Below are 16,675 nucleotides of genomic sequence, written 5' to 3'. Positions count from 1 at the left end.
TTTTTCCATAATCGGGATTAAAAGGCAGCAGGGAAATCGGATTTTTTAATAGATATTGCTCAATTTGACCTGTCATTAATGAGGATTAATCGTCATGAGAATACAGTTTAATTATGGTTTTTTTGGTTTGGGATCAACTCTCCTTTTGTTAATCCTATTTAGTCTGCTACAATGGTTGCAAATTTCGGCAGGAACCTTTTTAGATTGGTTGATTGCTTGTGCGATTTTTTGGTGGTTACTATTAATTGTAACTGTTCCCTGGACTATTCATTTTGAAGCTAAAGAAGTTTTAGCCGAAGCAGAAGAATCGAAAAAAAAAGGGATTCCCGTTGAACCCAAACAAGTGGAATATGTGACTCGGTTAAGCCGACGTTCCCTGGGGGTGGCTTTGGGTTTACATTTGATATCTACTTTAGGACTTTATGGGTTAGCTTGGTCGGGAATTAGTTTGGTGGGTTATTGGGGTGCGGGGGCAGCTTTATTATTAACAATTGTACGGCCATCGGTGCGGGCTTACCAATATTTATCTATGCGATTAGCGATGGTTCGGCGTCAAATATCCTATCCCCGTGAGGACGTGGTAGAACTGCGAAATCGCTTTGAAACGGTGGAATTAACCTTGAAAGAATTACAACGCCAATTAAACCTCAAATATGCGGATTCTTGGGCCTCTCAACAGGAACAACGATGGCAAGCAACCCGTCAAGATTTAACCCGATTAACGGCGGATTTAGAAACCTTAAAAGCCACTAATTTATCCGAACATGAACGATTAGAAAAAGAAGCCAAAAATGCGATCGCCCAATTAACCACCGATGGACAATTTCTCAATCATGTTAGAGAAATTATTAGATTTGTCAAAGAAGCGTGAACTATCCACACTTACTCAAAGATCAGTAAAACCGAAATTAAAATTTACTGCATTCGGTCAATGGTTCGGTATTGAATTGCCTCGGCAATATGGGCGGGTTTAATATTATCTTCCCCCGATAAATCAGCAATAGTTCGACCGACTTTTAAAATCCGATCGCTTGCCCTTGCTGATAGCCCTAATTTCCTAATCGCATTTTCTAATAAACTCTGTCCCACCGTATCTAATTGACACCATTTTTGAATATGGCGACTCTGCATTTCCGCATTTGATTTTAACTGGGGTTCATCTTCAAATCGTTGGCGGGTGCGTTCCCGGGCTGTGATGACTCGTTGTCGAATATTAGCAGAATTTTCTCCTTGAGATTGTTGTAAAATTTCCTCGGGTTTTAATCGATTAACCGCCACTTGTAAATCAATCCGATCCATCAAAGGCCCAGATAATTTTGCCCAATATTGTTCTCGTTGACGTGGCGAACAGGTACAGGGTTGAATAGTATCCCCATAATAGCCACAGGGACAGGGATTGGTACTCGCGACTAAGGTAAATTTAGCCGGAAAAATTACCGATTGTTTGGTACGAGAAACCGTTACAAATCCATCTTCTAAAGGTTGTCTTAAAAACTCTAAAACATCCCGTTTAAATTCAGTTAATTCATCGGCGAACAAAATACCCCTGTGAGCTAAAGAAATTTCCCCTGGTTTCGGATAGGTTCCTCCCCCAACTAAAGCCGGGCCAGAAGCGGAATGATGGGGACTTCTAAAGGGGCGATCGCTAACTAAAGTTCCCCGATTTTTTAATAGCCCCGCCACCGAATAAATCCGAGTCACTTCTAAGGATTCTTCAAAACTTAACGGGGGTAAAATTCCGGGTAAACGCCGGGCTAACATGGTTTTTCCACTGCCAGGTGGCCCGACAAAAATTAAATTATGTCCTCCGGTGGCGGCAATTTCTAACGCCCGTCTCCCGTGGGCTTGTCCTTTAACTTCACTTAAATCTAAGCCAATTGTTGTTTTTTGAGATAATAAATCCCTGGCGGTTAATTGAACAGGTTGATAAGCACTGGGATGATTTAAAAAATCGGTTACATCTAATAAACTTTTAAATCCATAAACCGATAATCCCTGAACAACGGCCGCTTCTTGAACATTATCTTCAGGAACAACTAACCCGGTAATTCCCATTTTTTGGGCTGCTACGGCGATCGGAAGTACCCCGGCAACGGGTCTTAATCCACCGTCTAAACTCACCTCTCCTAAAAATAAAAAATCCCCTAATAAATCAGCCTTAATTTGTTCCGATGCGGCTAAAATCCCAAGACTAATTGGTAGGTCAAAACTCGGCCCTTCTTTGCGTAAATCCGCCGGAGTTAAATTAATTACAATATTTCGCATCGGGAAGGCGTATCCGGCATTTTTTAAAGTCGCTTTTACCCGTTCTCGTGATTCCTGAACCGCCGCATCGGGAAGTCCCAAAACCATAATTTTAGGCAGTCCCCCGGAAATATCAACTTCCACCCCGACTTTAACCGCATCAATTCCAACAATAGAGGCACTCCAAACCCTGGCTAACATGGTTTTTAAGTTTAATAAGGGGTTCTATTTCTATAGGATCTAAGCTAACACGAAATCTGTCGTTAATTGTACTCCACATTCTGAACAACATTTGTGATTAATTGGATTGAGTGTGCCACAACTTGGACAGGCTAATACTTGAGGATTTGTTGGAGTAATTGTCGATTTTAAACCCATCATATCATCGTTACCATGACCTGGAGCCACCATGGGAAAACAATCTTCATTGCGAGTTACGCGCACATCTAATAACATGGGGCCGTCATAAGTTAATAATTCAGCGATCGCATTTGCCAAATCTTCCCGTCGAGAAATATTCAGGGATCTAATATTATAAACATCGGCTAATTTAGCAAAATTGGGACTACCTTTTTCTAAATTAGTGGCTTCATAGCGATCGTCATAAAATAAATGTTGCCACTGGCGCACCATGCCTAACCAACCATTATTTAAAATAATCACTTTGATCCCCACATTGTATTGAGAAATAGTTCCCAATTCCTGCATATTCATTTGAAAACTGCCATCCCCACTAATACAAATTACCTGTTCATGGGGGAGGGCAATTTTTACCCCCACCGCCGCCGGAAGTCCATAGCCCATAGTTCCTAAACCCCCGCTAGAAATCCATCGTCGCGGCCCTGTTTTCAGAAATTGAGCCGACCACATTTGATGCTGTCCGACATCGGTAGTATAGAAGGCATCGGGGGCTTGGCGAGCAATTTCTACAATCACTTCTTGAGGAGAAATTCCTGTTTCTGGTTGGGGAATTTCCAGGGGATATTCTAAGCGCAGTTGGGCTAAATGTTCACACCAACTATTGTTTTTTTCTGGATCAATACTATTTCCTAACTCATGGGCATGACGCAACAAATCAATTAAAACTTGACGCACATCTCCGACAATGGGAATATCTGGTGTGCGTGTTTTTCCCACTTCCGCCGGATCAATATCAATATGAATCACTTTGGCATTTTTGGCAAAGTCATTGCCTTGACTCGCCACTCGGTCATCAAACCTCACCCCTAAAGCTATTAATAAATCACATTCAGCCACGGCAAAATTAGAGTATGCTGTGCCGTGCATTCCTAACATTCCTAAACATAAAGGATGATTTTCATTGAATATTCCTTTCCCCATTAAAGTCGTTGTAATCGGAATTTTAAATCGTTCTATTAATTCTTGAATTTCTGCGTGAGAATTACTAATAATCGCTCCCCCACCGACATATAACAAGGGTTTTTTTGCCTGTTGAATTAACTCTAAGGCTTGATGAATTTGGCGAGGATTTCCTTTCACCGTTGGCTTATATCCAATTAGTTTAACTTGGCCGGGTTCAACGGGACGATAATCAATTTTAGCAATGCCCACATCCTTGGGAATATCAATTAAAACTGGCCCGGGTCGGCCACTATTGGCTAAGTGAAAGGCTTCCGCTACAATCCGAGAAATATCCGCCGGATTTCTCACTAAATAAGAGTGTTTAACAATGGGTAAAGTGATCCCATAAATATCAATTTCTTGGAAGGCATCACTCCCTAAAGAACCTCGCGGCACCTGTCCGGTAATTGCCACCATCGGCACGGAGTCCATATAAGCCGTCGCCAAACCCGTGACCAAGTTGGTAGCCCCGGGGCCAGAGGTCGCCAAACAGACCCCCACCCGACCCGTTGCCCGGGCATAACCATCGGCGGCGTGGGCGGCGGCTTGTTCATGGCGGACTAGAATATGTTGTAAATCTCCCGCCTGTTCTGCTCGATAAAGTTCATCATAAATCGGTAAATTTGCCCCCCCTGGATAGCCAAAAATATGTTTAACACCGTGACGTTTGAGGCTATCAATTAGGGCAAACGCGCCTGAAACTTGTTGTTGATTTTGCATATCTTTCTCCTGAGAATTATAAACTCTCGGTTGCGGATTAATTAACCCAACAAAAGGATGATTTTGGAATAAATTATTGTTTTATTTTTGCTATAAAATTTATACTTCTATAATAAGGCAAATTTAGGAAATAAAAGCTATATTTTTTATTAAGTTTTAGAAAAGTAAAATATTGTCAAAAAACCGGGTTTCTGGGTAAGTTGCTGGTGATAATTATATCTAGCTTCAGAAACCCGGTTTGTGGTTTAAAAACTTACACCACCGTAACCACGCTAACCGAAGTTTCCTGCTGTTTCAGTAATAAACCATATTCTAACCCTTCTACAACCGCTTGATAGGAGGCATCAATAATATTAGTAGAAACTCCCACGGTTGTCCAGCGTTGCTGACCGTTACTAGACTCAACTAAAACCCGAGTTTTTGCCGATGTGCCCGAACCGCCATCGAGAATTCTAACTTTATAATCTCGCAGTTGAAACTCGGCAATCATCGGATAAAAATTTACCAAGGCTTTTCTTAAAGCAGCATCTAAAGCCGATACGGGGCCATTTCCCTCGGCGGCTTCTAAGATATCCTGACCATTAACAGCTACTTTCACCGTTGCTAAAGCATGGCAAACTTCATCACTAGATTTATCACAATGTACCTGAAATCCTTTTAGGGTAAAAAAGCCTTTGCGTGTTCCTAATGCTTCTCGCATTAATAAATCAAAACTCGCCTCCGCCGCTTCAAATTGATAACCCTGATTTTCTAAATTCTTCAGTTGTTGTAAAATTTTACGACTGGCGGGATTATTCCGATCTAAATCAATCCCAAAGGTTCTAGCTTTGGCTAAAACATTACTTAAACCCGCTTGATCGGAAACCACAATGCGCCGTTGATTGCCAATGGTTTCTGGGGGGATATGTTCATAGGTGAGGGGATTTTTTTGTACCGCCGAAACATGAATTCCGCCCTTATGGGAAAAAGCAGATAATCCCACAAAAGGTGCGTGATCATCCGGGGCTAAATTGGCGACTTCACTGACAAAACGACTCACTTCTGTTAGTCTTTTAATCTGTTCGTCTTTAATACAATCATAGTCTAATTTTAACTGAAAATTGGGAATTAAGGTACAAAGATTGGCATTTCCACAGCGTTCTCCATAGCCATTAATGGTTCCTTGTACCATCGTGACTCCTTCTAATACGGCGGCGATCGCATTCCCAATTGCTGTTCCCGAATCATTATGAGTATGAATCCCAAATTGTAGAGGAAAAGGGGTTTCTAGGTCTTTTGTGGCTTGAATTGCCTCCCGCACAATTTGAGTCACCTCATGGGGTAAAGTCCCGCCATTGGTATCACAAAAAACCAACCATTCCGCCCCCGCCTGGGCCGCCGTGATTAAGGTTTGTAAGGCATAATTAGGATTATTTTTATAGCCATCAAACCAGTGTTCCGCATCATAAATTACCCGTCTTCCCTGACTCCTGAAAAACTGAATGGTATCCGCAATCATCGCCAGATTTTCTGTTAGGGTAGTTTCTAATCCTTCGATCACGTGCAAATCCCAGGATTTCCCAAATAACGTTATCCAATGTGTTCCGGCGGATAAAATTGCTTTTAAATTATCATCTTCTGCCGCATTACTATTAGGTCGTCGGGTGGAACAAAATGCCACAACTTCCGAATTAACTAAGGGTTGTTCTTGCAACTTCCAAAAAAACTGCACATCTTTAGGATTAGCCCCTGGCCATCCCCCTTCAATAAAAGGGATTCCTAAACTATCTAATTGACGGGCAATTCGTAATTTATCATCAAGAGATAAAGATAATCCTTCCCGTTGGGCGCCGTCTCTTAATGTGGTATCGTAGATCCAAAGGGGATGAGTCATAGGTTCTAAAATTTACAGTTAACAATTAATTGATAGTGCGGCAAATATGAGTAGTTGATTATATTTTAGCGTTAGGGTTTAGTGGTGTGACCTCTATGGGCTTGTAATCATCCATCTTAGCTAATTTTTTCTTTTTCAATCTTATTTTACTTTTAAATCTCTCGTTTTGGGCTTGAAAAAAGTAACAATTTAGTTAAGAATCATTGCATAACTTTTATTCAGGGAAAAATGGTACAAATTCAAGCTCAAGGGAAAACGATTACTTGCGATCGCGGTGCTAATCTCCGTAAAGTCCTATTGGAAAATGGAATTGATCTCTATAATGGTCAAGCTTCCCTAATAAACTGTCACGGATTTGGGACTTGTGGGACTTGCTGCGTCGAAATTGAAGGGGAAGTTTCCGAACCCCAATGGAAAGAGAAAACCCGCCTTTCCCTTCCTCCCCATTCCTCAGATAAACAACGCCGTTTAGCCTGTCAGGTTCAGGTTTTGGGGGATATCAAAGTTAAAAAATATGATGGTTTCTGGGGTCAGGGTTCCCAAACCGCCTGGACTCCCTAATTAGAAATCCAGGTTTTGGATCACCTAGTAGGCTAAAAATTCAGAAATTTTAAAAACTTTCCATTCAAATGCCAATTTAGTAGGCATTTGGATGGAAAATTGAGAATATTCTTTTATGTTAATATCATGGTAAACTAAAATTAATGTGAGATATAGTACCATGAGGGTTTGATCGTGCTCAGTAGTATTAAACAGCAAGTGGTCGTTGGCAGAAATGGCAAAATAGAAATTCACACCTCTGATTTAGCCGAAGGAATAGTTGTTGAAGTGATTATTTTAGTTAAACAAGATGTTTTTAATACACATACTAACCCATCTATTCAACAAGATGAAAGAGAGCATTTGCTGTCTACTCAAGCCAATCGTTACCACCTGATGACCGCTATTCAAAACATTGAAACAAAGACCAACTTGGTCAGTTTTACGCATGAGGAATGGAATGAAGAATATAACATTACAAGGAATTGATCAACTATGACTAAAATACAACTCCATTTCAACGCTAGTTTTGCCCTTAAAAAAGAGGAAATTAAGAGAATCCTAGATGCGGCTTCAGAAACCCAAGGCTTAAAAGATACTTTACAAAATCTAATGGCAAAAACGGGTTTAGGAAATGCCAAAGTAGGAAAAATTAAAACTTGGTCAGTGAGAGCAGGTTTAATTAAAGACAACCATTTAAGTCCAGAGGGAAAAATAGTTTTAAAACATGATCCTAATTTACAATCAATTATTACTGATTGGTTAATGCACTTTTACTTAAGTTTTGGAAATCAAGGCTTAAATAAAATACCAGAAAATCCGGCTGAATGGGGAGGATGGACTTATTTTATTTATACTTTTCTTCCTCACAATCCAACTTTTACTAAAGATATTTTAGATAAAAATAGTATTTCTATCTTTGAAGAACCGGAAAAAGTAATTCCTGAAAGAATGAAATATATTTTAAGAGCCTATACGGAGCAACAAGCCCTAGCTAATTGTCAATTTATCAAGGAATTTAAAACCAATAAATATGAATCAGGACATCCTAATCTTCCTAATTCTTATTTAATAGGTTATTTTATAGCTCAACTTTGGCAACGAGATTTTGGTCAAGAAACTTCAGTTTTAACCGAGGATATTGTCAATCAAAAAATGGGGATTTTACCCGTTTTAGGGATTCAAGCTGAATCATTACAGCAACATCTTAATGCGATGGAAGCTCTAGGAATTATTGAACAAAGACGAACAGTTGCACCCTATCAAATTATCCGGCGCTGGAATGATCCTTTAACGTTATTAGAGAAAGCTTATGTCAATCACTAATCATCTATCTCTCGTAGATGCTAAACCGACGGATATACCTCATTTGTTATTGTGGGATACTCCGAATGATTTAGAAATTAATCAACTTTTATTTAACAATAATGCTCAAAAAATCAGTTATCGAGATAATTTATTGAGTCGGATTAACAACAAACACAAATTTTTAATTCTTCATGAAAATTTAGGTCAAGAATTAGAAGCAATTAAACAAATTTGTGAATCTGCCACCAAACCTGTTATATTACTAACAGACCTTGATATCTTGATTACCTATCTTTACACACAGCCAGATGCTCCGATTAGTTTATTTTGGCAAAAATTAGAATATATGAGACATTTGCAAAGTATCTTATGGATTCTACTGCCTTCTAAACTTAGTCCGCCAAATTGGAATAAAAGACATCTTCAATCCGTTGTTAGTCACCGCCCTAATTAACTTAAATAGGAAGGCTAAAGCCCAATAACCAAACACACCCATCACCAGGACTTTAAAACCATGCAACTCCATCAAATTGTTAGGATCAATGAATCGGGAATTGTAGCTAACGCCGTTAACTTTGGGATGATGGCTGATGCTGATAAAAACTTGCAGTTGTGTCGAGGATTTGTTTTTAATTACAATCATGGTTATCCTAAATCCTCAACATTAGGTGTTCTCGATGCCATTCAGAAAAGTTATCAGAGTGTTAATCAAGCTAATATTCATTTAGTTGTCCAAGATTATGGTAAGGGAAAATCTCATTTTGCCTTAGTTGCAGCCAACTATTTTAAACAATTATTAGACAGTCCCGAAGTTGAAGGAATATTAGATCAAATCAAAATCGCCTCAGAACATAATCAGGGAATAGTAGAAGATTTAACAACCTACAAAAGACGTAATCCTCAACATTTAGTTATTTGTATTAGTGGAGATGATGGCTTAGACTTGAGACAAATATTTTTGCGAGCGCTTCGACAAACTTTAGAGACAGAAGGGATTACGGATTCTTTAGCACAACAAATATGTCAAAAACCCCTTGAATATTTAACCCAACTAACAGACATTCAAAAAGAAAGAGCTAATAAATATTTAGAAAATAACGATTATCAAGGGGATTTAGACAGCATAATTAAGTCATTAAATCAAGATAATTATCGAGTTACTTCCACAGTAAAATCAATTAGCGGTGAGCTAAATAATGGATTTCCTATTGATTTTGAGACAGATTTAAGTGTTGAAAAAATCTTGGAAGAATTAATCAATAAATTATGCTCTGGAGCCGATACAAAATATTCGGGAATTTTGATTTTATTTGACGAACTCAATTATTATCTTAAATCTTGGGCGACAGATTCAGTCAATGCCGGGGGTGCGTGTTTACAAAGTATTACAAATATTTGTGAGAATCATAAAAGCAAAATTGCCTTAGTTTGTTTTACCCAAATTCGCCCTTTAAAATCAGCCCCCAATCAATCTATAGAAGACTACAAGAAATTAGCATCTCGGTTAGAAATTTCTGAAAGCACTTATGAACCCGTTTCCAGCTTGGAGTTAGTAATTAAAGGATTATTAGATAAACAAGTTAATCCTAATTTATGGAACCAATTTTGTCAAACCTGGGATAATACTCTTTTGGGAGATAGTAGAAAAGCCCATGAAACCAGAATTAATATTTATCGTGAAAGGGGCTGGAAATTACAAGATTTTCAAACCAATTTGACCCGCGGTTGTTTTCCCCTTCATCCCCTCAACAGTTACCTGCTTTGTAACTTAGATTTCACTCAAGGACGTACAGCAATTCAATATATTAAAGAAAATGTTAAACAGTTTATTAATTCTCAACCTGTTGAAAAGAATGGTAAATTAAACTATATTCCGGCTATTTCCTTAGTTGGTTTTTTTGAACAACTAGAATTTTCTCGCCCTTATTCAGAATATCAAAAAGCCTATGATACTATTGCTTCCTCAGCTACGGAGGCTGAGAAAGCCGTTTTAAAAGGACTTTTATTATTTTATGTAAGTCAAAATAAACTCAACAAATCCGAATCAGAAAAACATGATGTTATCCTTAGTGAATTAACGGGTTTATCGGAAAAAGAAACTAAAGAAACATTAGATATATTATCTCAGAAAAAACAAGTCATTTATCCCAATGCTGGGGATAATACTTATCGGTTTTATTCAGGGAGCAATTTACTAGAAATTATTCAAGAAATAGAAGAAGAAGCTAATAAAAAACTCAATGAAATCTCGGTAAGTTTAGCAGTTGATCATTGTCAAGAAGAAGTTGAAACTTATTTTCCATCTCAAAAAATAGAAGGAACAGATTTTATTAATAAAAATAAATTACTCAATGATGAATGGTTTTTTGAATATAAATTCTATAATATTCCTGATTTTAAACGGGCATTAAATAGTCATCAAGCGGTAGAAAACCTGGAAGGAAAAGGAATTTTTGCCTACGTTTTAGCGAAAACTCTTGAAGAATTACAAGAGCTTCGCCATCAAATTAATGATTTGCTTTCCCAATCAAAATATCAAAAACAGATTGCTGTTGCTATTCCCGATAAACCTATTAGAGATATCTGTAAAGACCTGTTGACAATAGATATTATTACCAGAAAAGCAAGAAGTGAAAAACAAGAATCAGGAACAGCTTATGGACAATATAAAAAACAACTACAAGAAAAAATCAAAAGAGAAGTTAAAGCAACAATTGGTTCTTCTACTTATTATTGTTTTGAATTAGATCAACTCACTAATGCTCAAAAACAAAATCCAGAGAGTATTGTTAGTCATCTTTTAAAACAACTTTATCCTTTTGTGCCTCCCCTGGGTAGCTGTGATAAAATGGCTTTAAAGCCTCAAAGTAAAGGAAATAGTATAATTGGTTATATAGCTCAACGATTACTAGAAGACGAGCTTAATCCTACTAAATTTCCTAAAAGTAAATCCTATAATACTTTGGTTGACCAAGTATTTGTTAATAGCTGGGGATTATTTAAAACTACTTCTCAAAAATATTCAGTACAAATTCCTACTAATAAAAATGTTAGAGAAGCATGGGATAAAATAGATCAATTAACAGCTTTAGGAGATAAAAAACGCATATATATTAATATCAATAAAATTTGGCAAGAGTTATCTAATTCTCCCTTTGGTTATAATGAATATACATTTACAATGTTATTTACCGCATGGATAGTTTATTATCGGAGTGAAGTCATGTTACACGGAAGTTTTGGAATTCCTAAAAATACTAAAGAGCAGGTATTAATTCAAGAAAAACTGCTAAAAGATTGGGCGACAACTAATGTATTTGAAACAGCCCAAAATTTTGTTAATAAATGGATTTTAGCCCCTGGAAAAACACCTCGATTAATTCGGAGTCAGACTGTTGCTTGTCCTGAAATACCAGTAACAATTGATTATAATAAAGCGGAAAAGCTGATCAAAGAGATTGATCAATTTATCAATTCTGCTGATCCAGATCCAGCAAAAGTAGAAGAAATTAAACTGAAAAGAAAACAGCTTTCAGATGAAGTCAAAAAAATTAATGATTGGTTTAAACCTGTAGAAGAAGCAGAAAACTTACCCGATAATGTCAACCTGGAAACCTTACTAAAACTTTATCCTAGTCTTCAACAACAACCCCAAAATATTAATCTCGCGTCACCCCTTAAATCAGATAGTATTGTTGTTAATCGTACTTCTCAACAAAAGCAACGTCAAGCTGATGCTTTACAAAAGGTTCAAGATAAAATTGAAGACACAGTTATACAATTAACTGACAAATCAGAATCTCTAAAAACGCAGCAAGAATATGGACACTATCAAGGAGAACTTGAAACAGCAATTGAGAAAATTACTCAAGTTTCTTCTTTACCCTCACGTTTAATTGAAACCTTAAATTATTCTCGGAATGTTGCTAAAAGAAAACTAGATGAAATTGAACATCAAACTGAAATCGAAGACTGTTTGGAAAAAATCAACCTTCGTTATAAATCTCTGAGTATAAATGCGAGTCAAGAGGATTATATTCAAGCATTGAGTGAAATTGAAAACTTAACTAATAATCTTGAAATTGTTAAACAAGAATCTCAGTATCAAACAATCATTCAAGATATTGAAAGTAAACAAACTGATTTAGAAACAACTCTTAAAATTTGGTCAGAAAGATTAACAGGGATAACTAAAAATGAAGCTCTTAAATTGTCTCAAGAAGTTAGTCAGCAAACAAATCGTTTTACTCAAATTGAATCTGCTCAAAGAGTTAAACAAATATTAGATAAATTAGAGCCAATTATTTTAGAAGTTGAAAATCAAGAAGAACCTGAAAAAATAAAACAACAACAAGATACTGAAATTATGCAACAGTTACGCCAAAATAATCCTAAATTCTTAAATACTATCAATTTATGTCAACAAGGAATTGAACAAATCACTAATTTACGCTCTCAGCTTAACTATCCTGAAAGATTTAATACGGAAATCGAACAATTAATTAATGATCTTAATAATCAAGTTTTTGATTCTCAACAACAATTTGAAAACTTAAAAGAGCAAGTTGATAAAATAGAAACAGATCAACAGTTAAGTCAACTTCAAACCGACTTAGCTAAATTAGACTTGATTTTTAAAGACTCTGATGATTATTCCGAGTATCAACAGTTATTAGAAGTCATTAAAACTCGATCTATAGATCGACAAAATGAAAGTCAAGAGGAGCAAATTATCAATTTATTTACACAACTTCCTCCTGAAAGACAACAAATTTTATATTCTAAATTAGGAGAATATTTATCTAAAGAGGAAGAAATTAATGAATAAAATTATCTTAGACCCTACGGAATTATATCAACCACTTACTGACTATCTTGTTATTACTAACGAAGTGGAGTGGTTACAATCTTTTACGCTTGAAGCTAATGCTTATTGGATTAAAGGGAAAAGACTCTGTGATTGGACAAAAGAATGGTTAAGAGTACGGAATAAAGCTGATTTAATTATTGAGATAAAACAACACCCCCGGCCAAAATTAGAAGCTATTTTTGCTCCTTTATCTATCCCTAATAATTGGGATGACCAACATATTTTTAAAATGATTACTCAGCTTGATAGTTATGCTTCAAATCATCGTGTTGAATCTTTATTAGCTAATAAAACGAATACGGAAGAAAATTTTTGGTTAATAGATAATCTATCGGTAGAACATTTAGCAGAATGGTTAGGTATTGAAGTCCCAGAAGACTATCAAATATTTGAAGATGTTTGGAAATATAAAATTAGTCAAAACCATGACAATGATAATTTAATCAGTTATTATCAAAGCGAAAATAAGCATCAAGTTTTAATAAATTGGTTGGGTTTAGGTTCGGATCTTGATATTATTAATATATTAGGGAAATACCCCTTAAATATTCCTGATGTTTATTTGAAGGAATTTAGTGATTTTTGGCGACAAAAAATTTATCAAACAGAAGCTAAAATTTTAGATGAGTTAATATTACATCAACAAACTGGTAATCAGATAATAGCTTCTATCGCCTATGATATTTTATCGGATAAACCAATTTGGATCACTCCAGAAAGAATTAATAAAATTAGTTTCTATTTAGGAGGTCAAAAAATATCCCAACTACAGCAAAAATTACCACCTATTCAACCTTTACCCTTATCTACTGATGCGAGTCCTCAAGATGCTTTAGAATGGGTGACAGAATCTTATTTACCCTTTAGACGTTGGGAAACAACAATTAATCATACTCCCAAGGAAGAACAAATTAGTCAACAACTAGCAGATAATTTTGTTAACTGGATACTAAGAAACTACCCCGACTTAAAAATAGATAATGTTGACAAGTCATTTCTAAATTATAATGGGACTTCTCAATTGCTAAAATTAGCACAGGACAATATTGTGATTTGGGTAGTTGTTGATGGTTTAGGATGGTTAGATCATCAAGAATTAGTTGCCATTTTGACTACCAATAATCAACTATCACTGGAAATAGATATTACCCCGCGCTTTAGTATCCTTCCTACCAAAACTGAATATGCAAAATGGAGTCTTTATTCTCAACTTTTACCCGCAGATTCATCTTGGAAACCTAACGCAAAATCCGGTTTTTCTATGGTAAAATCAGGAAACCGTTATACCGATCAGAATAAACATGAATTAATCCAAGACTTAAAAGAGAATAAATATCAGATTTATTGTTGGGATACAGATCAATTAGATGAACTTTATCATCAAGAAAAAGATTGGAAAACTTTATATCAAGTAGAAAGAATCAGTCGTTTACAAGGAATTGCTAGAAATATTCAACATTTTTTAGAGCACTGTCCTAATTCTAAAAAATTAAAAGTTGTTATCTCTAGTGATCATGGTCAAATCATGGGAGATGTGCAAAAATTATCTAATTGTCCAGAAGAATTAGAATCAAAAGGTAGAATGGCGATCGGGAAAACAGATGATTCTCGTTTTGTTTTTCTTGACGCTAGACGTTTTGGACTTCCTCACGATATTAGTATTGTCAGAAATTCCGACTGTATTAGCGCGTTTAATTATACAAAAGACAAGCAAATTATTGGTTCTCATGGTGGACTATTTCCCGAAGAAGTTGTGATTGGATTTTCTGTTTTAAGTCAATCTTTACAACGTTATCCAGTGATAGTAACTTGTAGCGGAGAAGGGAAAGCAAAACCACCAGGAGAATTGACGATTACGATTCATAATCATAATCCAGTATCCTTGACTAATCTTTGTTTATTTATTGATCAATTAAATGATTTTAAAACAGGAAAAATGTTAGATATTACCATTAAACCGAATGATCAAGTTATTCATAAAATATCTATTAGTGAATATCCAGAGTTAGCACCCGATAAAAATGAAAACAAGATTGAATTATCAGGTCAATTAACTTTTAGCTTTTCTAATACTGATTCGGGTCAATCAAACCTTGATTCAAAATCCTATATTATTATTAAAAAAATCTTTAGTAGTGGTATTCAAGGAGGTTTAAATGACTTTTTCTAATAATTATGACAATGAGTTAGTTACTAAAATTTTTACAACTTTAAGTATAGACAAAAAACGTTTACCCTCCAGTAGATTAACTACTTTAGGTATTCCTAGCTTTGTCGCTGAATGGTTACTCGATAAAATTGTCCCTGGAAGTGGGATTTTAAGTAACTCCGAACTAGAAAAAATTAATACCTTTGTAAAAAATGCTTTTCCCCGAAAAGATGATCAAGAAGTTATTAAATTCAAACTAACTCAAGGAGAAATACATAAATTAATTGCATTACTTCAAGTTAGAATAAAATTGGAACCAAACGCTAAACAAATTCCTGAACCTTTAGCTAATATTCCCGTTTTAAATTTATCGGATTGTGAAATTTCTACCGATATTGTAGAACGTTATCAAATGTTATTGAGACAGGGAGTATGGGGTAAAATCACTTTAAGATATAAAAATACTACGGATGATAAATTTAAAGTCTGCGTGATTGATTTTGACCCCTTCCAATGTTCTGAAGTTAACCTCACTACTTATGCTGAATGTCGTTCAAACTTTACCACAGAACAATGGCGAGATTTAATGTTTTGTTCCATGGGTTTTAATCCCGAACATCCCAGCTATAATCATCGAGTAAAAACCTGGATTTTAACTCGTTTATTACCTTTAGTAGAATCTAATTATCATTTAATTGAATTAGCGCCAAAAGGAACAGGAAAAAGCTTTGTTTATGAAAATATTAATAATAAAGTTTCTGTAATTAGTGGAGGAAAAGTAACCCCTTCTCAATTATTTATTAATGGAAGAACTAAAGAAGTTGGTTTATTAGGGCGTTATGATGTCGTGGTTTTAGATGAAGTTCAAAGTTTAACTTTTGATAATCCTGATGAGATAATTGGGCCTTTAAAAACCTATCTGGCTAATGGACGTTATAATCGTTCAGGATTTGCTGATATTGCTAGTGATTGTTCTTTAGCATTATTAGGTAACATCGAACTAAATGAATATCTACGTCCTAAAAATGAATATAATTTAATGGCAAATTTGCCTAATTTTTTCTCGGAAACAGCACTGTTAGATCGTTTTGCTGGGATTTTACCGGGGTGGGAAATTCCTAAATTTCAAGGCGATATGATTGCTGATCAAATCGGGTTAAAAATGGATTTTTTTGGAGAAGTATTATTATCTTTAAGAAAAGATACTCGCTTTAATCAATATGCCCAACAACATACTCAATTCGGTGATAATATCATGATCCGAGATCAACAAGCAATTATCAAAACAGCATCAGGATTTTTAAAATTACTTTATCCTAATCTGCAATTAACTTTATCCGATTATCAACGGGATTGTTTGGAACCAGCCCGAGAACTTCGCCAACAAATTCGGAATTTATTATATAATATTGATGACGAATTTAAGCAACATGAAAAAGATATTTATGTTGATATTCAATGATTTTTTTTAGTGCGTATTTTTAGCCTTTTTAAACTGAGATAGTATAATTATCAATAGCGATCACAGGCTGAGGCTAATATTAGGATGACTCTGACACAACCCAATTTACAAAATTTATAATAATTAATGATTCGGTATCTGGAAAAA

11 protein-coding genes are annotated in these 16,675 nt (G+C 35.7%); 8 read left to right on the top strand and 3 right to left on the bottom strand.

From position 1 onward, the window contains the following. Positions 1-94: 94 nt before the first annotated feature. A complete protein-coding gene (locus tag PL9631_RS22995; RefSeq protein WP_083623979.1) occupies positions 95-871 on the top strand; it encodes a hypothetical protein in 777 nt (258 codons plus the stop codon). A gap of 44 nt (positions 872-915) precedes the next feature. On the opposite strand, the gene PL9631_RS22990 is transcribed toward PL9631_RS22995, so the two are convergent. From PL9631_RS22990 to cimA, 3 genes are all read right to left on the bottom strand, one after another. Beyond that, positions 916-2,445 carry a YifB family Mg chelatase-like AAA ATPase gene (locus PL9631_RS22990; RefSeq protein WP_083623977.1) on the bottom strand — a complete coding sequence of 510 codons (1,530 nt, stop codon included), beginning with the start codon at positions 2,443-2,445 and terminating at the stop codon, positions 916-918. A gap of 39 nt (positions 2,446-2,484) precedes the next feature. Beyond that, positions 2,485-4,326: a biosynthetic-type acetolactate synthase large subunit gene (gene ilvB, locus PL9631_RS22985; protein ID WP_083623976.1), complete on the bottom strand. Its 1,842-nt coding sequence runs from the start codon at positions 4,324-4,326 to the stop codon at positions 2,485-2,487. Positions 4,327-4,579: 253 nt separating this feature from the next. Beyond that, positions 4,580-6,199 (bottom strand): citramalate synthase, encoded by a 1,620-nt coding sequence (gene cimA / locus PL9631_RS22980; protein WP_083623974.1) that lies wholly within the window; start codon positions 6,197-6,199, stop codon positions 4,580-4,582. Between the two features lie 228 nt (positions 6,200-6,427). Between cimA and PL9631_RS22975 the strand changes: the two genes are divergently transcribed. The 7 genes from PL9631_RS22975 to brxL all read left to right on the top strand — a co-directional run bounded on the left by PL9631_RS22975 (position 6,428) and on the right by brxL (position 16,528). After that, entirely contained in the window at positions 6,428-6,760 is a 333-nt protein-coding gene (locus tag PL9631_RS22975) for a 2Fe-2S iron-sulfur cluster-binding protein (RefSeq protein WP_083623972.1), read from the top strand. A 174-nt stretch (positions 6,761-6,934) separates the two neighbouring features. Then, positions 6,935-7,228 (top strand): hypothetical protein, encoded by a 294-nt coding sequence (locus PL9631_RS22970; RefSeq protein WP_083623971.1) that lies wholly within the window; start codon positions 6,935-6,937, stop codon positions 7,226-7,228. A gap of 6 nt (positions 7,229-7,234) precedes the next feature. After that, a complete protein-coding gene (locus PL9631_RS22965) occupies positions 7,235-8,065 on the top strand; it encodes a DUF4007 family protein (protein WP_083623969.1) in 831 nt (276 codons plus the stop codon). Continuing rightward, a complete protein-coding gene (locus PL9631_RS22960) occupies positions 8,052-8,501 on the top strand; it encodes a hypothetical protein (protein WP_083623967.1) in 450 nt (149 codons plus the stop codon). Before PL9631_RS22965 ends, PL9631_RS22960 begins: the two co-directional genes overlap by 14 nt. Before the next feature lie 60 nt (positions 8,502-8,561). Beyond that, a complete protein-coding gene (locus PL9631_RS22955) occupies positions 8,562-12,875 on the top strand; it encodes a sbcc family protein (protein WP_083623965.1) in 4,314 nt (1,437 codons plus the stop codon). Continuing rightward, positions 12,868-15,087 carry a PglZ domain-containing protein gene (locus tag PL9631_RS22950; protein ID WP_083623963.1) on the top strand — a complete coding sequence of 740 codons (2,220 nt, stop codon included), beginning with the start codon at positions 12,868-12,870 and terminating at the stop codon, positions 15,085-15,087. Before PL9631_RS22955 ends, PL9631_RS22950 begins: the two co-directional genes overlap by 8 nt. Further along, positions 15,074-16,528: a BREX system Lon protease-like protein BrxL gene (gene brxL, locus PL9631_RS22945; RefSeq protein WP_083623961.1), complete on the top strand. Its 1,455-nt coding sequence runs from the start codon at positions 15,074-15,076 to the stop codon at positions 16,526-16,528. Before PL9631_RS22950 ends, brxL begins: the two co-directional genes overlap by 14 nt. Positions 16,529-16,675 lie beyond the last annotated feature (147 nt).

The organism is Planktothrix paucivesiculata PCC 9631 (assembly GCF_900009265.2).
GTDB lineage: Bacteria > Cyanobacteriota > Cyanobacteriia > Cyanobacteriales > Microcoleaceae > Planktothrix > Planktothrix paucivesiculata.
Note: the sequence above shows the minus strand (reverse complement) of the source record. Positions and strands in the feature narration are given on the sequence as shown.